This is a genomic window from Micromonospora sp. NBC_00858 (assembly GCF_045207365.1).
Classification (GTDB): Bacteria; Actinomycetota; Actinomycetes; order Mycobacteriales; family Micromonosporaceae; genus Micromonospora.
On the sequence record NZ_CP108828.1, the window covers coordinates 6,053,119 to 6,071,222 of the forward strand.

Here is an 18,104-nt window from a genome sequence, read left to right on the forward strand (position 1 = left end):
GATCTTGCAGAAGGCCGCGGGCAGCGGGCGGCGGGCCGGGCGCGCGGCGAGATCGCGGGCGGCGAGATCGCGCTCGATCCTGGTTGTAGTGGCCTCGGCCACGAACGAGACCACTACATCCTGGAGCTTGTCTCATCCTGTTTGGGCTGCTCAGGGATGGTTGACAGGTCGTGGTGGTGTGGTTGGGGTGCTGGTGTGCGGGTGTGGATCTTCGGTGTTGATCATCTGTCTAGCGGTTGATTTCGGTGTTGGTCAGCACGAGTAGGGCGCGTAGCAGGGTGGTGGCGTGTGGGCGCCAGCCGTGGCGTAGTCGGGTGAGGATGCGCCAGTTCTTGAGGTGAGCGTGGGCGTGTTCATTGGCCGCGCGTTCGCGGCTGAGCAGGGTGTTCACGCTGTGTTGGGCGGGGGTGAGGGGTGGTGGCGGTTGCCGCGTCGTCCGGTGATGACGGTGGGGTTCTCGGGTTGGTCGTCGAGGCGGGTGTGGATGCGGTCGCAGATGACGGCGAGGTCATGACGGCGTAGCCGGGTGGGTAGGCGTAGGCGTTTGGCTTGGGTGGCTTCGTGGGTGCGGGCGCCGGCGGCGGCGGAGATCCAGAGCAGCCGGCCGTGGTGGTCGGTGAGGGTGAGTACGCGTAGGTGGTGAGCCTTGTGTTTGCCGCACCACAGGCGTCGTTCGGCGCGGCCGCTCGGGCGGTGCACGGGCAGGCAGGTGCCGTCGAACAGCAGCGGGTCCTCACTGCTGGTGCGGGCGGTGTGGGTGAGGACTCGGTCCAGGCGGGGCGCCATCGCGGCGAGAGTGGTGATGGTTTGCCGAACCCAGCGGCGCACGCTGTGATGCGACACCCCGTAGGCGGCGGCGAGGTCGGCGGGACGCTGATCATGGCGGAGCACGGCCAGCACGATGAGGGCGACCTGCTCATCGGGCAGCTTGCGCCACCGCGAGCGCACACCACGGCGATACCGGCGGATCGCTTGAGTGATCATGGTCAGCGACTTCGTCGACAAGGGCAGATGGACCTGGTAGACCAGAGCATGGCCCTCGGTGGGCGTGTTGTCGTGTGTCACGACCTGCAACCCTCACCGAGGGCCCTGCTATGAGCCACGCGCAACACCGGAACAGATCGAACCTTCCCGAGGGCAGTCGATCATCAGCGAAGATCACCACACCCTGACCAGCGCCGCGACCCCACGACTCGTCCTGTCAACACCACCCCACCAGCCCAAACAGGATGAGACAAGCTCCAGGATCGAGCGCGATCTTGCAGCGGGCGGCGGGCGGCTGGGCGGCGGGCCGGGCTGGCGGCGAGCGGTCGGGTGGCCCGGGCGACTGCGGGCGGGCGGGGAGGTCTGGGAGGCGGGTGGTCAGTTGGCTGTCAGGAGGGCGCCGACGGTGCCGAGCAGCAGGAACGGGCCGAACGGCAGGTGGCTGCTCCATCGGGCGCGCCGGGCGGCCAGCAGCCCCAGGCTGACCAGCGCGGACAGCCCGAACGCGAACAACAGCCCGAACATCAGGACCGGCCAGCCGTACCAGCCGAGCAGCGCGCCCACGCTGAGCGCCAGCTTGGCGTCGCCCAGCCCGAAGCCACGGCGGCCGAGCAGCAACGTGCTGCCGGCGAAGAGCAGCGCCAGCCCTGCGCCGGCGGTGACGGCGCGCAGCCAGTCCCCTGTTTCGGCATCGCCGAGTGCGGCAGCACCGAGCAGCAGCCAGGTCCCGGCTGCCGCCGGCAGGGTAAGCCGGTCCGGCAACCGATGCACGGCCAGATCGACGAAGACCGCCGGGACCGTCCAGCCGAGCCACCACGCCAGCGCCGGCAGCACCCCGACCGGCGGGCCGACCAGCACCAGCAGGACCACTGCGGCGAGCGTGGCCAACTCGACCATGCCGGGCCGCGGGCCGAGCCGGGATCGGCAGCGACCGCACCGGCCGGTCGGTCCCAGCGCGGGCCAGGGCCGGGTCAGGCGGACCGGCTCGCCGCAGGCGTCGCAGCCGGTCCGGCTGGCGGTGCTCGGGGGTACGGCGTAGCGCAGGGCGGCCAACCGCAGCACCGGGCTGGCCGCCATGATCGCCAGCAGGCCCGAGATCGAGATGCGCGGGGTGGCCGCCACGATCCCCGCCGATCGCCGGAGACCCGGGGTATCCGGCGGCGCGGCATTCGCCGGCTGGGAGGCCGCTCGTCCGGCGGGTGCCGTCGGTGTGGTCTCGGTCAGCTCGGCGTTCCCGGCCCTCGTCCGAGGGTCGAACCTGACACCACCGCCACCGGACGACTGGGGCGCAGGGCTCCGATCGGGTGGGTCTTCCTGACCGGGGGTGGCCGCCGAGGGGCCGGTCAGCGCCATGTCGACCCCACCGCGCGCCAGGCGCCACCCGTGAAGGCGAACACGGATCGTGACTGAACGATCGCTTTGGTGTAGCGGATGGCGCAGAAAGCGACCTGCGCGATCGGCCGCCCGGCGGCCTCCCGGGCCGGGTGCGTGCCGGCCACCGCGCCGATCGGCGACGTTTGTCGACCGGCCCGCAACTCCGACCGGATGCCGGGATGACGCCGCGATGTCCCACTCCCGGGACCGGCGGAGGGGTCAGGTCGGGGTCGTCCGGCCCGGCGGCGTCCACCCATCGGCAGCCCCTCGGTCGGCAATCGCCCGGAGCGCGGCACGGACACCCGCCACCACCACCCTTCATCACGGAGAGTGTTCACTTGAATTGCCTCTGTTGCATCGGCGAGCGTCAGCCTATGCTCGCCCCTTGGGTGCGACGCAAGCCTCACCACAACAACTGGACTACACAGGACATTGCATTTGTAGAAGATCCGTAACGGTGAATGTAGAAGCGCAATGAACGGCTCCGGATGTGCTGATCCGGGCGCGCTTCCGCATGCCCGGCGGCGGTGATCCGTCGCCGCACCGGGCGACCACGAGGAGGCTCGACGGTGCGCGGACGGCAGCTCAGGCGAGCGGCAATCTGCCTGCTGACGGTCGTGGCGGCGGTGCCAGTCACCGGCTGCGGCAGCGGACGGGAGGCCGTCGAAAGGCCGGCGGCGGTCCGGGGCGATGAGCAACGGGCGGATCCGGAGGTCGAACGGCGGGCCGCGGAAAAGGCGGCACTCGACGCGTACTCCGGTTATCTCGCGGCCTCGCGCACGGCGAGCCGCCGCAGTGATCCGCGTGCGCCGGAACTGACCCGGTTCCTCGCCGATCCGCTGCTCACTCGGATCCGATGGTCCATTCGCGAGGCCAAGGAGCACGGCGCGATGCGTACCGGAACGCTGAAGTCCGACCCGACCGTGACCGCCGTCAGCCTGGACTCGAACCCGGCCACCGTGGAGATCCAGGACTGCCTGGATACGACCGGCTATCGGCTGGTCTACGCCAAGGACCAGCGGGTGGTCCCGGGCACTGGGGGCGGCCGGCACTTCGCCACCGCCACGGCAGCCCGCTATCGCGACGGCCGGTGGCTGATCAACTCCAGCGCGGCGCACCGGGACCAGCCGTGCTGACCTGGGGAGGAAGGGGCGCCCCGGCCCGTACCGCCCGGGCCGGGACGCCCCGCCGGGCGCTCGCCGGGCTCGGCCTGGCGCTGCTGCTGGCGGTCGGCGGAACCCTGCCGGCGGTCGCCGCCCAGCGCGCCGACCCCGGCGGCGAGTGCCCGCCCGACCAGCCGGACTGCAGCGTCTGGGACGACGAGCCCGGGACGCCGGGAGGTCCCGGCGGTGGCGGGGACAACGGCGGCGGGGACTCCGGCGGCGGCGGTGGGGGCGGTGTCTGCCAGTGGGGCGGGAAGACCATCCCCTGTTACGACGACCTGTTCGGTTGGTTCAACAACAGCGACGGGTGCTACTACAAGCTGACCGAGGGGCCGGTCGAGCCGCCCGAGGGACAGCAGTGGTATTTGCAAACCTGCAACGGCGGCGACGTGGGTGCCCAGGACGTGGTGCTGCTGGATGAGCCACCGCCCGGCTTCGGGGCGCCGCCCGATCCCGAGGAGCTGGCCCGCCGCGCCCTGGCGTCGATCAAACTGCTGCCGGCCCGGCTCAAGGTGGCACCCCGCAAGAGCGTCGGCCCCGGCCTGGTCGGCCTGCCGGTCTGGATGTGGGCGACGCCGAGCGCCAGCTACTTCGGCCCACTGACCGCCTCCGCCACCGACCGCGGGCTGACCGTCTCCATCGAGGCGAAGGTCAGCCGGATCGTCTGGGACATGGGCAACAACGACACGGTGACCTGCACCGGCCCCGGCACCGCGTACAACGCGAAGGGCAGTCATGCCGGCAAGCCCTCCCCGGACTGCGGCTACGACAGCGGCTACCCGAAGGCCGGCACCTACCGGGTGGGCGCCACCACGCACTGGACGGTGACCTGGAGCGGCGGTGGCGAGAGCGGCGAGATCCCGCAGACCCGGACCAGCGGCACCGTGCCGATCCAGATCAACGAACTCCAGGTGATGACGCGATGAACGCGAGGAACGAGCGGCTCTGGACGGCGGTGGCCCGGTGAGTCTCGCGACGCGCAACGGGACCGGGTCGGTGGACGCGCCGGCCAGCCCGCCCAAGGTGGTCCGCCAGCGCCGGGTCCGCCCGGGCCTGCTCGGCCTGGCCGTACTCCTGATCGCCCTGGGTGGGCTGGGCGCGGCGTTCGCGGTCACCTCGGTCCGGGCCACCGGCAGCTACCTCGCGGTGGCCCGGCCGGTGGAGGTGGGCCGGGAGATCAGCGCCGCCGACCTGGTCGCCGTGCAGGTCGCCGGTGGTCAAGGGCTGCGCCCGGTGCCCGCCGGCAGGCTGGACGAGGTGGTCGGCAAGCGGGCCGCCGTGGCGCTGGTCCCGGGCACCCTTCTCACGCTGGGGCAGGTCACCGACGACCCGCTGCTCGGCCCCGGCCAGCAGCAGATCGCGCTCGGTTTGAAGACTGCGCAGGTGCCGGCGCGCGAGTTGCACCCCGGGGACAAGGTCCTCCTGGTCAGCACCCCGGACGACGATGCCGACGGAGAAGCCGCCGCTGCGGGCACCCGGTTCTCGGCCATCGTGATCGACACGGACAGCCCGGCGAACGACGACAAGGTGCTGTACCTGGCGCTCGCCGTCCGGGACGTACCCGCGGTGGTGGCGCTGGCCGCGGAGGAGCGGATCGCCGTCGTGCTGACCGAGGCGGCCTGAGCATGGCCATCATCGCGCTGGTGTCCGCGAAGGGCTCACCCGGTGTCACCACCTCGGCGTTGGCCTGCGCGCTGGCCTGGCACCGCCGGCTGGTGCTCGCCGAGTGCGACCCGGCCGGCGGGTCGATCCTCGCCGGTTACCTGGGTGGTCAGCTGGACGGGCCGCGCGGTATTGGCGAGTTGGCCGTCGGGGAGTTGCGCGACGGCAACCTGGAGACCGCGTTCTGGTCCCAACTGGTCGACCTGGACGCGCCCCGTCGGGAACGACTGCTGCTGCCCGGGCTGGTCGACCCGACGCAGGCCGGCAGCGTCACCCCCCTGTGGCAGCGCTTCGCCGATCACTTCAACGCCCTGGACCGGGGCACTCCCGGTTACGACGTGCTGGTCGACTGCGGTCGGCTGCACGTCACCGGTCCGCCGTGGCCGCTCCTGCGGGCCGCCTCGGTGGTGCTGCTGGTGACCCGGGCACAACTGCCGGATCTCTCCGGCACCCGGGCGGTGGTCACCGCGATCGAACGGGACTTCGCCGAGCACCGGGTGCCACCGGGCACCCTGCGGCTGCTGCTGGTCGGCGACGGGCACGGGCGTGCCGAGATCAGCCGCGCGCTGAAGCTGCCGGTGATCGCCCGGCTGCCGCACGACCCGCGTACCGCCGGGGTGCTCGGCCTGGGTGGGACGGTGCGGGCCGGACGGCCGCTGCTGCGCGCGGCGGCCGCCCTGGAGGTGCCGGTCGGCGCGCTGCTGGAGCGGCGGCGGGCCCGGCTGGCCTGGCCGGTGCAGCAGGGGGTGCCGGATGCGGTTTGAACCGGTCTCCGCAGACCCGCGCCAGCAACCGCCGGGCGCCACCTCCATCGCGCCGCCGCTACCCCCGGCAAACGGCCGGCACCCCCAGTCGGCGCCGATGCCGGCGCCAACGCCCGCGGCCAGCGCGCCGCCGGAGCCGCCGCCCCGCCCCCGAATGGACTTCCAGGTGGTCCGGGAGCTGCGCCGGGAACTGACCGAACGGCTCACCCTGTGGCAGCGCGGCCGGGAGTTCACCGTCGACGAGGAGGACACCGAGCGGGCGCGGCTGGCCGTCGCGGTGGTCGCCGAGTACGCGGACGCGGTCCGCCGGGCCGGCACCCCGATGGCCTCTGGGGAGGAACGCCTGCTGCTCGACCAGGTGACCGCCGAGCTGGTCGGGCTCGGCCGACTGCAGACCCTCCTGGTCGACAACACCATCGAGGAGGTGCACATCCTCGGCTGCGACCAGGTTCGGATCACCCGGCACGGCGGTGGGGTGGATTGGGCCGAGCCGATCGCCGACAGCGACGGCGAGCTGGTGGAGATCCTCCAGGCGGCGGCTCGCCGGGCCGGCGCGACCGAGCGGTCCCTGTCGACCGTGAAGCCCACCCTCGACCTGCAACTGCCCGACGGCAGCCGGCTGGCCGCGGTGTTCCTGGTCAGCCACCGCCCGTACGCGGTGATCCGCAAGCACAACACCCTGGACGTGAGCCTGGACGACCTGGCCGGCGCCCGGGGTGACCTGGACGAGATGATCGACCCGCTGCTGCGCGACTTCCTCCGGGCCGCGATGCGCGCCGGGCTGAACATCATGGTCGCCGGGCTGGCCGGCGCCGGCAAGACCACGATCATCCGGGCGCTGATGAACGAGATCCCGCCCGACGAGCCGTACGTGCTGCTGGAGGAGAGCCGGGAGCTGCTGCCGGCCCGCCGCCGGGAGCGGCACCGGGCGGTGATGAGCTTCGAGGCACGGGAGGGGCACGGTGAGCGCGGCTTCGACGGCCGGCCGGCCGGCGAGGTGACCATCGCTGACCTGATCCCGCTCTCACTGCGGATGGGCGTGCTGCGGATCATCGTGGGTGAGGTGCGGTCCCGGGAGATCGTGCCGATGCTCCAGGCGATGACGACCAGCCGGGGCTCGATGTGCACCATCCACGCCCGCACGTCCGCCGGGGTGGGTGAACGGATCGTCGAGCTGGCGCTGGCGCACGGCCGCGAGATGACCGTGGACCAGGCCCGCCGGATGGCCGGCAACGCCCTCGACCTGATCGTCTACGTCACCGTCGAGGACGAGACCGCGATCGGCGGGCGCAAGCACCGGTTCGTCTCGCATGTGGAGGAGGTGATCGGGGCTGGCGAAGCCGGCCGGATCACCACGACCACCGTCTTCGGGCCTGGTCCGGACGGCCGCGCGGTCCCCCGGCACCTGCCGGAACGGGTCCGCGACCAACTGCTGCGGGTGGGCTACGACGCCCGGCTGCTGACCCGGTGGATCGAGGCCGGCACCGGCGCCTGGCGGCGGCCCCGGCAGACCCGACTGGCGCGGCGGTGACCTGACCCGATGACGAACAGCCTTGAGTTGATCGCGGTGGTCTCCGGGGCCGCCTGTGTCGCCGGGCTGCTGCTGGCCGTGGTCGCGCTGATCGGCACTCGCCGACCCGCCGGGCCGGGCCCGGGCGCCGGGCCGGGTCTGAGCCGGCTGTGGCGCGGCTCCGGCACCACCCCCGGCGAACAGCGGGCCTACCAGGTGCTGCTGCTCGCCGCGCTGGTCGCCGGCGCGTTGGCCTTCCTGCTGACCGGGCTGCCGGTGGTGGGTCTGCTGGTGGCCGCGGCGGTGCCCGGCACCCCGTGGCTGTTCGGGGTGGGCAAGGCCGAGCAGCGCGCGATCGCCCGGGTCGAGGCGGTCGGCGAGTGGACCCGCCGACTCAAGGACGTCTCCGGCACCGGGCAGGGCCTCCAACAGTCGATCATCGGCACGCTCGGCAGCGTGCCGCCCGGGATCGAGGACGAGGTCCGGCTGCTCGCCGCCCGGTTGCAGGCCGGCTGGCTGGCCCGCTCCGCGCTGCTGGCGTTCGCCGACGAGATCGGTGACCCGGTCTGCGACCAGGTGGTGGCGGCGCTGATCCTGCACCTCACCGACCGGGGCGAGCGGCTGGGTGACGTACTCGGCTCGATCGCCGGCGCAGCGGCCGCGGAGGTGGCCACCCGACGGGAGATCGAGGCCAAACGCACGCAGCCGCGGTTCGCGGTCCGCTTCCTCACCGGTATGACCCTGGCGACCCTGGCGTACGGGCTGATCAACACCGAGTACATCGAGCCGTACGGCACGCCGGTGGGTCAGATCGTGATGGCCGCCCTCGGCGCCGCCTTCATCGGCCTGCTGGCCTGGGTGCGGTCGATGAGCCAGCCGCAGCGGCCGGCCCGGTTCCTGCCGGCGCCGGACCCGCAGGAGGTGATCGCGTGAGCGCGATCATGAACGTGCACCTGGCCATCGCGGTGTGTGGCGGGGCCGCGATCGGGCTGGGCCTCTTCCTGGTGGTCCGCGAGCTGGTGCCGGCGACTCCGGCGCTCGGGCCCGCACTGCGCCGGTTGCACCAACCTGCGGGTACCGGCCGGGTCGCCGCTCCCACCTCCCGGCAGCTGGACTGGCTGGCCGGGCTTTCCCGGTGGCTGCGACCGCCGCACCGGCAGCTCGCCCTGATCGGTCAGACCCCCGAGCAGTACGCGCTGTCGGTGCTGCTCTCCGCGCTGATCGGGCTGGCCACGCCGACCCTGCTCGGGGTGGCGCTCTACGTGCTCGGCATCTCGCTGCCGTTGGTCGTACCGGTGCTGGGCAGCCTTGGTCTGGCGTTGATCGGTGGGTTGCTGGCGCACCGGGCGGTGCTGACCAAGGCCGACACCGCCCGGGACGAGTTCCGCCAGGCGGTCTGCACCTACCTGGACCTGGTGGCGTTGCAGCTTTCCGCCGCGCACGGGCCGGTGCAGTCGTTGGAGCGCGCGGCTGCGGTCTGCGACGGCTGGGTGTTCGACCGGATCCAGGAGTCGCTGCGGATCGCCCAGATGCAGATGCACTCGCCCTGGGACGAGCTGCGCGACCTCGCCGACAAGATCGGCATCCCGGAGCTGGGCGACGTCGGCGCGATCATGCGCTCCTCCGGCAGCGAGGGAGCGCAGGTGCACGAGACCCTGCGCAGCCGGGCCGACTCGCTACGCGACCAGATCCGCACCGACAACCTCGCCCGCGCCGAGGGGGTGACCAGCCGACTCGACATCCCGGGCGCACTGCTCGTCTTCGTGCTGCTCGGCTTCGTCGTCTATCCGTTCATCTCCCGCATCTGACCCCACCCCGAGAAGGAGTACGCCATGTCCATCCTCAGCTACCTGCACGTCGTGGTGACGACGCGGCTGGCCGAGCTGCGCCGTGACGGAGAGCGCGGTGACAGCCCGGTGCCGACCGCTGTGATCATCTTCGGTCTGGTCTTCGTGGCGACGATCGTCACCGGCCTGGCCCTGGGCAAGGCCAACGACTGGATGAAGGCCATCCCGGCCCACACCAACCCGAAGTAGCCGGCATGTGCCGAGCCGCGTTCCCGAGCTGGCGCCGGGCGGTCACCGCCGCCCGGCGCCGACTCGCGGCCGGCGACCGGGAGCGGGGAGCCAACCCGGTGGAGCTGGCCGTGGTGATGCCGCTGATCCTGGTGCTGCTCTTCGCGTCGCTCCAGGTCGCGGCCGTCTTCCTGGCCCGCTCCACAGCGTTGAACGCCGCCCAGAGCGGAGTCAACGCCGAGCGGCTGTACGAGGCCAGGGACGGTGCCGGGTCGGCCAGCGCCACGAGGTTCCTGAACGCCACCGGCGGCTGGCTGAAGGGCTGGGACAAGACCGGCCCGAGCTGCGTGACCACCGATACCGAGGTGACGTGCACGGTGCAGGGCCGGTCCCTGTCGGTCGTGCCCGGCGTGGACTTCCCGGTGCGGCAGACCGCCCACGGGACGGTGGAACGGGTGACCAACCCGTGAGCCGCAGCACCGAGCGGGGCTCGGTCTCCATCGAGGTGGCGGTGCTCGCACCCGCGTTCATCGCGCTGATGGTGCTCGCGGGCGTGGCCGGGCGCAGCGCGGTGGCGGCGGAGGCGATCGACGCCGCCGCGCACGACGCGGCCCGCGCCGCCTCGATCTCCCGGAACTCCGGCACCGCCCGGGCCGAGGCGCGGGCGGCCGCCCGCAAGCAACTGGACTGGCACGGCCTGGCCTGCACCAATGCCCTGAACCCGACGTTCTCCGGCTCGGTGGCCGGCAAGCCCACCAGCTTCGACGCAGCCTTCCGTAGCGCGGTCGGTCAGGACGCCACGGTCACCGTCGAGATCGCCTGTGTGGTGTCCTTCCGGGACATCTCGCTCGACGCGGTCCCCGGGATGCCGATCGAGAACCGGATAACGGCGCGCTTCACCTCCCCGCTCGACCGCTACCGGAGCCGGCAATGACCGCCAACGCACCGGCACCCCGACGGCCACCCACGGGCGAGCATGGCCGGGTCAGCATCTTCCTGGCCGTGGCGATGATCGGCGTCCTGGCCATCGTGGGCCTCTCCTTCGACGGCGCCGGGCAGCTGCGCACCCTGCAACGCGCCGACAATCTGGCCGCCGAGGCGGCCCGGGCCGGCGGGCAGGCCATCGACCGGGCCACCGCGATCGAGGGCGGACCGAAGCGGATCGACCAGCCGCAGGCCCGCATCGCTGTCCGCAACTACCTGGCCACCGCCGGCACCACGGGGCACGACGTGCGCTTCCCGCAGGTCGCCGGGCAAACCCTGATCCGGGTACGCGTCACGATCACCTACCGCCGCTCGATGCTCGGGCTGTTCGGCTTCACCGACCGGGTCACCGTCACCGGCGAGGCGACCGCCCGGGCCATCACGGCAGGACCGTAGGAAGGAAGGCAGCCATGCCCGTATCGGGTCGGTCCGTCGTACGGCGGACCGGACGCATCCTCACCGGCGTCGGCGCACTGATCGTGCTCTGCGCGCTGCTGGCCGGCGCACCCGTCGCGCTCATCGCCTTCGCCGGCAACCCCCTGCCCGACCACCTGCCCACCATCACCGAGGTGGGCACCGCGCTGACCAGCCGGGACGATGGTCAACTCTTCCTGCGGGCGCTGGCTGTGGCGGGCTGGTTCGGATGGGCCACGTTCGCCTTCTCCGTCCTGGTCGAACTGGGAGCGCAGAGCCTGCGCCGGCCTGCGCCGAAGCTGCCCGGGATGGGCCGCCAGCAGAAGGCGGCCGCCGCGCTGGTCGGCTCGGTCGCGCTGATCCTCGCCGCCAGCCCGGCCGCCGCCAGCGCCGCGGCGGTCTACGCCGCTCCGACGTACGCGCCGGCCGTCACCACCCAGGCCGGTCCCGCGTCGACATCGACGATGGGTACGGCCCATGCGGTGGCCGCCCCGCGCGTCGCAGGGCCGCTCGGGCTGGTCGCGCCCGCCGGGCCCGCTGCCAGCGATGAGGCGGCGCCGGTGTACCGGGTCGCACGCGGCGACTATCTCGGCGAGGTGGCCGAGCGTTACCTGGACGAGTTCGCCGACTACCGACGACTTGCCGAGCTGAACCGGTTGGACGACCCGGACCGGATCCACCCCGGCCAACTCCTCCGGCTGCCGGCCGAGGCCGCCGACCAGGGCGCCCGGCCGCACGCCACCGGCCGACTGGCCGGCAGGCCCGCCGCGCCCAAGCCGCCGCCGCCCCGGTCGGCGCCCGAACGGACCGCACCGGAGCGGGTGGCCCCGGCGCCCCCCAGCGGTACGGAGTCAGCCGGTCAACCGCCCGCCATGACCGTCGGCGCGGCCCGGGCCGGCACCAGTGACCGGGTGAACCGTCCGCTGGCGGTCTCCGCCGTGCTGGCCGTGGCAAGCATCGTCGGCGCCCAGATCGGCGCGGTGCTCGGGCTGCGTCGCCGGCCGGCCACCGCCGGTGCGGCTCCCCGGCTGGCCGCATCCACCCGCACGCCCCGCGGCGGTGCGGGCCGGAGCATCGACAGCACGAGCCGAACCACCGGCGACAGGACCCCGACCGGCGGCACCCCCACTCGGCAGCTCGGCGACGGCCCGGCCGGGAGCGGCGCCACCTGGCCCCCCGTCCGGACGGCACCGGCCATCGAAGCCACGGCACCGACCGCCGGTGGGACGGCACCTGCCGGCGCGCCGGCTTGGGGTGCCGACGAAGGTTGGGGTGGCGACGAGGGTTCGGGTGGCGACGAGGGTTGGGGCAGTGACGAGGGTTGGGGCACTGACGCAGGCGATGGCCTGCTGGCCGGCGGGCCTGGCCTGGATTCCGTGCCGGACGGACCTTCGGTCGGTCGGCACCGGCGCAGCTGACCCGGTGCCTGCCCGTCCCGACCCAGGTCGCACAACGGGCTAGCCGCGATGTGCGCGCCACCGCCGCTGCCGGGCCTTCCCCAGCCCGCACCGGAATCAGCGGCTCGATCGATCTCATCGTGTCGACGGCCGGCTCCCGACTCCCGGCTGCTGCTGTGGCAATGACGTCGCATTCGCCGGGCCTGCCGGCGGCGTCGCACTAAAGAGCGCGATACCTCAGAGGTATAAATATGCCTCTGAGGTATCAACGCCGGAAGCAACATGTCCTAGCGGCATAGAGCCTCAGCGACGCGGGCGTCGGTGGTGGGGCGCGCTCCAGCCAGGGCGACCGGGCGGACAGCCGTTCAGGGCAGTCGGGTCTGCAACACGCCGTTCTGGATCCGGGTGGGCAGGATCTGCTGGTCGCTGCCGGACGGCCCCTGCACGACCTCGCCGCCGTTGAGCCGGAACGCGCTGCCGTGCCACGGGCAGACCACGCAGGCGTGGCCGTCGATCTCCTGGACGTCGCCCTCGCCGAGCGGCCCGCTCTGGTGCGGGCAGCGCTCCAGCATCACGGTGACCTCCTCACCGTGCCGGTAGAGGATCACCGAGACGTCGTCCACCTCCCGGGTGACCAGCGTGCGTTGCGGCAGCGCCGCCATCTCGGTCAGCGAATGCCAGCCTTCGCTCATCCGATGCAGCTCGGAGATGCTCTGGTTGACCTGCGCCCCCTGCTTGTACGCCAGGTGACCGCCGACGTACGCGCCGAGGCTCACGGCGGAGAGCCCGAGATAGCCGAGGGCACGGCCGACGCCGTGCCGGCCGGCGAGCCGCGCGGCCAGCGAGCCGGCGTAGAGCGTCACGCCGACAGTGTTCGCCGCTGCATGCACCAGGCCGACCCGGCGCTGGTCCCGGGAGAGCGCCGCCCAGTCGTTCAGCCCGGCGACCGCAGCCGGCAACGCGCTGACGGTGCCCAGGCCGACGAGCATGGTGGCAGGCCGGTGCTGCCCGGGCATCAGGTCCAGCACCGCGGCGCTCGTCCAGGAACCCAGCGGCACCTGCACCATCGCCGGATGCAGCGGGTGCCCCAGCGTCACCCCGTGCAGCAGGTCCCGCAGCCGCCGCGGACGCAGCGTGCCGAGGACCACCCGCTGCAGGCGGTCACCTGCCCGGTCCAGCCGGGATGCCTGCTCAACTTTCGTCAATAGCGCTCGCACCTGTACCGACTTCCCGGCGAACGCGGTCGCAAACCGGTCGACGGTGACTAAACCCGTAGCGAAACGTGCAAGATCGACGAGGATTGTCCCGGCGGAGCGCGGCGGGCATGCTGGGCCGATGGGTGTACGGGTGGAGCGCGCCGGGCCGGTGACCACGGTGGTGCTGGATCGGCCGGCGGCCAGGAACGCGGTCGACGGGCCGACCGCTCGGGCGTTGGCCGACGCCTTTCGGGCCTTCGACGCCGACCCGGACGCGGCGGTGGCCGTGCTCTGGGGAGCCGGCGGCACGTTCTGCGCCGGTGCCGATCTCAAGGCGATCGGCACCCCGAGCGGCAACCGGGTCGAGCCGGAGGGGGACGGCCCGATGGGTCCGACCCGGATGACGTTGGGCAAGCCGGTGATCGCGGCGATCTCCGGGTACGCGGTGGCCGGCGGGCTGGAGTTGGCGCTCTGGTGCGACCTGCGGGTCGCCGAGTCCGACGCGACGCTCGGGGTGTTCTGCCGCCGCTGGGGGGTGCCGCTGATCGACGGTGGCACGGTCCGGCTGCCCCGACTGATCGGTGAGAGCCGCGCACTGGACCTGATCCTCACCGGCCGGCCGGTGCCGGCGGATGAGGCGTACACGATGGGGTTGGTCAACCGGCTGGTGCCGCCCAGCCAGGCGCGGGCCGCGGCCGAGGAACTGGCCGCGGAGATCGCCCGGCACCCACAGACCTGCCTGCGCAACGACCGGGCGGCGCTGCTGGCCGGCGCGGGCCGGCCCGAGCCGGAGGCCCTGGCGATCGAGTTGGCGTACGGGATGGACTCGCTGGCTGCCGACGCGGCCGCCGGTGCGGCCCGGTTCGCTGGCGGCGAGGGCCGGCACGGCGCGATGCCGCCGGGAGGGGTGAGCCTCCCGGCGGCATCGGCTACCGGCGAGATCAGTTGCGGTTGATGGTGAAGGTCGACGTGGTGTTGCGGATGTCCTGGTAGTTGTTGGTCAGTCGCAGGTTGTTGAAGGTGACCGAGCCGACCGCCGGGCCCTGACCGGGTTCCGGCATCTCGTTGGCCCAGATCGCGTAGCCCGACTTCGCGTCGAACGCGTCACCGCTCTTGCGGACGCCGCTGATCGAGACGTTGGTGAAGACCGTGTCCGTGATCGGGTTCTCCGGCTGCGACCCGTTGTACTTGGTCTGGAACATGATCCCGGTGTACGTCGGATCGACGATGTCCACGTCGGACACCCGGATACCGCGGAACTCCTTCGAGGCGGAGAAGACCCAGATCGCGGGGAACGTCTGCGATCCCCAGAAGTGCCCACCGGCCCGGATCAGCGAGATGTTCTGGAACTGGGTCGGCGGGCTGGCCCCGAACCCGATGAACGGGTAGCCGAAGTCCAGCGAGCTGATGGTGACCCCCGAGTACGTCAACATGTCCGCGATGTACAGGTTGCGGAAGATGTTGTTGTAGCCGCCGTAGACCGCCAGCCCGGCCGCCCGCCAGGTCAGCGTGGCCGAGAGGTTCTCGAACACGTTGCCGTTGTTGGAGGTCGACGCACCCTGGTCGGTGGCCGAGAAGAGGGCGAAGGCGTCATCGCCGTTCGACCGCCCCTCGGTGTTGGTGATCAGGTTGTTGGTGCTGCCGTTGGTCAGGTTCACACCATCGGCGAAGGTGTTGCGGAAGCGGCTGTTGCGGATGGTCAGCCCGCTGACGCTCACCCCCCAGTACGCACAGACGGTGTGCTCGACCCAGACGCTGTCCAGGGTCATGTTGTCGACGTCCTTCAACTCACCCCAGACCTTGCCCGGCCCGTCGATGCGGTTGGTGTAGTTGCCGAAGAAGGCCAGGTGCGAGAAGGACGACCCGCTGGCCGAGGATTCCACCCGGAAGCCCGCGTCGGTGTTCTGCTGGCCGGTCGGCGTCTGGAAGCGGGTGTACCACATGCCCGCGCCGACCACCGTGATCGGCTTGCCGTACACCTGGAGCTTCTGCGCGGTCTCGTAGGTGCCGGCCGGCAGGTAGACGCCGATCAGGTTGCCGGTGGTGTCCATCCGGACCGCGTCCAGCGCGTTCTGGACGTCCTGGTGGCTGAAGCCGGTCGGCGGCCGGTACCGGGCCGGGTCCGGGTTGGCCCGGGGTGCGACCAGCTCCAGGTTGATGAAGTCGATCGCGTACGTGGTGGTGTTGGCCGGGTCCTTCTGCAACCGGATCCTGCTGCCGGCCGGGATGGTCGAGTTCAACATGACGTTCGCTTCGTCGTACAGGTGCCGGGGCGGGCCGGCGCTCGGCGAGTCACTCGGGCTGGCCTCGGCTCCGTAGAGCCAGATGTGCTTGGAGGTCAGGTTGATCGGCTTGTGCAGGGTGCCGTTGACGTAGATGTTCAGCGTCGAGTCGATGCCTCCGCCGCCGGCCGAGTCCGGGATCGAGAAGCGCGTGACCAGGGTGTTGGTCGCCGCCCGGGTGGTCCACTCGACGTACGAGCCGGTGCTGTTCAGGGTCACCGCCCGCCGTCCGGACGCCTCACCGCCGAGGTTGCCGATGTCCCGGTTCGGCCCGACCTGCCCGGCCCCGCCGCCGGTCGTGCCGTCCTCGGCCTCGTACATGTCGTAGCCGAGGTTGGCGCCGCGCCCCACGAAGAGCGGGCGGTCACTGGTGTTGTTGGTCTGCTTGACCGGCAGTTCGTTGCCGTCGACGGCGAGCACCACCCGGACGGTGTACTTCCCGTTCGCGGCGGTCCAGGTGCCCAGGTTGATCGGGCCGACCGTCGCGCCGGCGTTGATCACGCCGGAGTGGGAGCCGGTCAGGGTACGGACCACGGTGCCGGATTCGTTGAGCACGGTCAGGGTGATGCCGTGCGCGCCGGACGCCGAGGCGACGTTGCCGGCGTTGCGGATCGATACGGAGAAGGTCACCGTGCTGCCGGGCGGCGGGTTGCCCGGCGACCAGTCGACCGCGGAGGCGACCAGGTCGGAGCTGGCGACCGCGCCGACCACCAGCGGGCTGGGGTTGGTGTAGCTGTTGTTGGTGTCGTCCTGCTCGACGACGGTGTTCGACTCGTCGACCTTCGCGCTGAGCGGGTAGCTGCCCGAGTCACGCGTGCCGATGTTGGCGTTGACGGTGGTCGAGGCGCCGGCCGCGAGGCCGCCGACCGACGCGGTGCCGATCCGGGTGGAGCCCAGGTAGAAGTTGACGTTGGTCGCACCGGAGGCCGCCGAGCCGGCGTTACGCACGGTCGCCGAGAGCGTGATGGTGCTCGTCTCGACCGGCGCGGACGGGCTGAACGACATGCCGGTGACGGTCAGGTCCGGGTTCGGCGCCGGGGTGCCGAAGACCTGGAACTCGGCCACCTGCCCGGCCGGGGCGCCGGTGTTCGAGGCGATCGAGAGCCGTACGTCGGCCGCCGCACCGGTGACCGGGATGGTCACCGTGTTGCCGCTGGCCGGGCTGAAGCTGTAGTTCGCGGCACCGACCAGCGTGGTGAAGGTCGAGGAGCCCTGGTCCCGGCCGAGCACGGTGATGTTCTGGGTACGCGCACCCCAGGCCGAGTCCGGGTTCAGCTTCAGCACGATCTGGCTGAGGCTGGCGTTCGCGCCGAGCTGCACGGTCAGCGTGCTCGGGTTGCCGTTGCCCTCCCAGTAGGTGGCCACGTTGTTGTCGTTGGCGTTGGTGGCCACGAACGTGTGCACGTACCCGGAGGCGGTGATCGGCTTGCCGATCGCCAGGTTGGTGCCGGTCGGCGGGTTGCCGGTGCCGGTCCGGGTCACGGTGTTGCTGTTCGCCGACTGGTTGCCGGCCGCGTCCTTGGCCCGGACGTAGTACGAGACGGTGGCGCTGTCCGGCTGGCTGTCGGTGTACGTCAGCGTCGAGCCGTTGACGCTGCCGCGCAGTCCGCCGTTGGCGTAGACGTCGTACCCGGTCACGCCGACGTTGTCGGTGGACGCGGACCAGGTGAGCCGGATCTGCCCGCTGGCGGGCTGGGTGTACGCCAGGTTGCCGGGGACGCTGGGGGCCTGGGTGTCGGGGCTGCCGACGGCGCCGTAGACCTCGACCTCGGAGAACTGGGCGGCCGGCCAGCCGGTGTTGCCGGTGACCTGCACCCGCACGTAGCGGGTGCTGGCCGCGGTGAAGCTGACGGTGGCGGTGTTGCCGGTGGCCGGGTTGAAGGTGTAGCCGGCGGACGCCTTCAGGGTGGTGAACGACGAGCCGTTGGTGGAGCCGAGCACGGACAGCGTTTGGGTGCGGGTCTGCCAGGCCGACGGCGGCGGCAGCTTGAGCACCACCCGGTCCACGCTGACCGTGGCGCCCAGGTCGGCCTGGATCCACTGCGGGAACGCGTTGTTGGCGCTCTCCCAGTAGGTGTCGGCGTTGCCGTCGTTGGCGTTGCTCGCCACGTAGTTCTGGTTGTGGCTGCTGGCGGTCATGGTGGCGGAGAGCCCGGCGAGCAGGGCGGCGCGGGCGGCGGACGCGGAGGGGTCCGCCGCCGGTGCGGCGGTCGCGGGGGTCACGGCCGGCACGGCGGTCAGGAGCAGCCCGGCGAGTACGCCGGCGAGGAGCCGCCGGTGGCCGGTACGGGTGGTTCGGCGAGTGGGATCGGGAGCGCCGGTCGGCGGGGTGCCTCGTCTGGTACCGAATCTGGACATG

At 72.1% G+C, this 18,104-nt stretch carries 18 protein-coding genes; 13 read left to right on the forward strand and 5 right to left on the reverse strand.

The genetic code is table 11. The features are described from left to right. Positions 1–229 precede the first annotated feature (229 nt). The 3 genes from OG990_RS28265 to OG990_RS28275 all read right to left on the reverse strand — a co-directional run bounded on the left by OG990_RS28265 (position 230) and on the right by OG990_RS28275 (position 2,061). Positions 230–391: a hypothetical protein gene (locus tag OG990_RS28265; protein WP_406076958.1), complete on the reverse strand. Its 162-nt coding sequence runs from the start codon at positions 389–391 to the stop codon at positions 230–232. Next, complete coding sequence (locus OG990_RS28270) at positions 388–1,065, reverse strand: hypothetical protein (protein WP_406076957.1); 678 nt, start codon at positions 1,063–1,065, stop codon at positions 388–390. Before OG990_RS28270 ends, OG990_RS28265 begins: the two co-directional genes overlap by 4 nt. A 297-nt stretch (positions 1,066–1,362) precedes the next feature. Then, a complete protein-coding gene (locus tag OG990_RS28275) occupies positions 1,363–2,061 on the reverse strand; it encodes a prepilin peptidase (protein WP_406081915.1) in 699 nt (232 codons plus the stop codon). A gap of 896 nt (positions 2,062–2,957) precedes the next feature. Here OG990_RS28275 and OG990_RS28280 point away from each other — a divergent pair. The 12 genes from OG990_RS28280 to OG990_RS28335 are packed head-to-tail and all read left to right on the forward strand — an operon-like array spanning position 2,958 to position 12,288. Further along, complete coding sequence (locus OG990_RS28280; RefSeq protein WP_406081917.1) at positions 2,958–3,494, forward strand: hypothetical protein; 537 nt, start codon at positions 2,958–2,960, stop codon at positions 3,492–3,494. After that, positions 3,488–4,447: a hypothetical protein gene (locus OG990_RS28285; protein ID WP_406081919.1), complete on the forward strand. Its 960-nt coding sequence runs from the start codon at positions 3,488–3,490 to the stop codon at positions 4,445–4,447. Before OG990_RS28280 ends, OG990_RS28285 begins: the two co-directional genes overlap by 7 nt. Before the next feature lie 37 nt (positions 4,448–4,484). Next, a complete protein-coding gene (locus OG990_RS28290; protein WP_406077706.1) occupies positions 4,485–5,144 on the forward strand; it encodes an SAF domain-containing protein in 660 nt (219 codons plus the stop codon). A gap of 2 nt (positions 5,145–5,146) precedes the next feature. Next, on the forward strand, positions 5,147–5,947 hold the full coding sequence (locus OG990_RS28295) for a ParA family protein (protein ID WP_406077708.1): 801 nt from the start codon (positions 5,147–5,149) through the stop codon (positions 5,945–5,947). After that, positions 5,937–7,478, forward strand: a complete 1,542-nt coding sequence (locus OG990_RS28300; RefSeq protein WP_406077709.1) for a CpaF family protein — start codon at positions 5,937–5,939, stop codon at positions 7,476–7,478. The genes OG990_RS28295 and OG990_RS28300 overlap by 11 nt, the downstream gene beginning before the upstream one ends. Positions 7,479–7,487: 9 nt before the next feature. Continuing rightward, positions 7,488–8,390: a type II secretion system F family protein gene (locus OG990_RS28305; protein ID WP_406077710.1), complete on the forward strand. Its 903-nt coding sequence runs from the start codon at positions 7,488–7,490 to the stop codon at positions 8,388–8,390. A gap of 8 nt (positions 8,391–8,398) precedes the next feature. Beyond that, the gene (locus OG990_RS28310; RefSeq protein WP_386986752.1) at positions 8,399–9,265 is read left to right on the forward strand and encodes a type II secretion system F family protein; all 867 of its coding nucleotides are present in this window, start codon (positions 8,399–8,401) and stop codon (positions 9,263–9,265) included. 24 nt (positions 9,266–9,289) lie between these two features. Beyond that, a complete protein-coding gene (locus OG990_RS28315) occupies positions 9,290–9,493 on the forward strand; it encodes a hypothetical protein (protein WP_386985877.1) in 204 nt (67 codons plus the stop codon). A 5-nt stretch (positions 9,494–9,498) separates the two neighbouring features. Beyond that, a complete protein-coding gene (locus OG990_RS28320) occupies positions 9,499–9,942 on the forward strand; it encodes a TadE/TadG family type IV pilus assembly protein (RefSeq protein ID WP_386985879.1) in 444 nt (147 codons plus the stop codon). Further along, entirely contained in the window at positions 9,939–10,406 is a 468-nt protein-coding gene (locus OG990_RS28325; RefSeq protein WP_406077711.1) for a TadE/TadG family type IV pilus assembly protein, read from the forward strand. The genes OG990_RS28320 and OG990_RS28325 overlap by 4 nt, the downstream gene beginning before the upstream one ends. Continuing rightward, positions 10,403–10,852, forward strand: a complete 450-nt coding sequence (locus OG990_RS28330) for a pilus assembly protein TadG-related protein (RefSeq protein WP_406077713.1) — start codon at positions 10,403–10,405, stop codon at positions 10,850–10,852. Before OG990_RS28325 ends, OG990_RS28330 begins: the two co-directional genes overlap by 4 nt. 14 nt (positions 10,853–10,866) lie before the next feature. Continuing rightward, positions 10,867–12,288 (forward strand): LysM peptidoglycan-binding domain-containing protein, encoded by a 1,422-nt coding sequence (locus tag OG990_RS28335; protein ID WP_406077714.1) that lies wholly within the window; start codon positions 10,867–10,869, stop codon positions 12,286–12,288. A gap of 344 nt (positions 12,289–12,632) precedes the next feature. Here OG990_RS28335 and OG990_RS28340 read toward each other — a convergent pair whose 3' ends face one another. Next, positions 12,633–13,484, reverse strand: coding sequence for a Rieske 2Fe-2S domain-containing protein (locus tag OG990_RS28340; protein ID WP_328422426.1), 852 nt, complete (start codon positions 13,482–13,484; stop codon positions 12,633–12,635). 118 nt (positions 13,485–13,602) lie between these two features. Between OG990_RS28340 and OG990_RS28345 the strand changes: the two genes are divergently transcribed. Continuing rightward, a complete protein-coding gene (locus OG990_RS28345) occupies positions 13,603–14,418 on the forward strand; it encodes a crotonase/enoyl-CoA hydratase family protein (protein WP_406077715.1) in 816 nt (271 codons plus the stop codon). Here the strand turns inward: OG990_RS28345 and OG990_RS28350 are convergent. Next, entirely contained in the window at positions 14,405–18,103 is a 3,699-nt protein-coding gene (locus tag OG990_RS28350; RefSeq protein WP_406077716.1) for a discoidin domain-containing protein, read from the reverse strand. The two genes, OG990_RS28345 and OG990_RS28350, sit on opposite strands and share 14 nt — an antisense overlap. Between the last annotated feature and the right edge of the window lies 1 nt (position 18,104).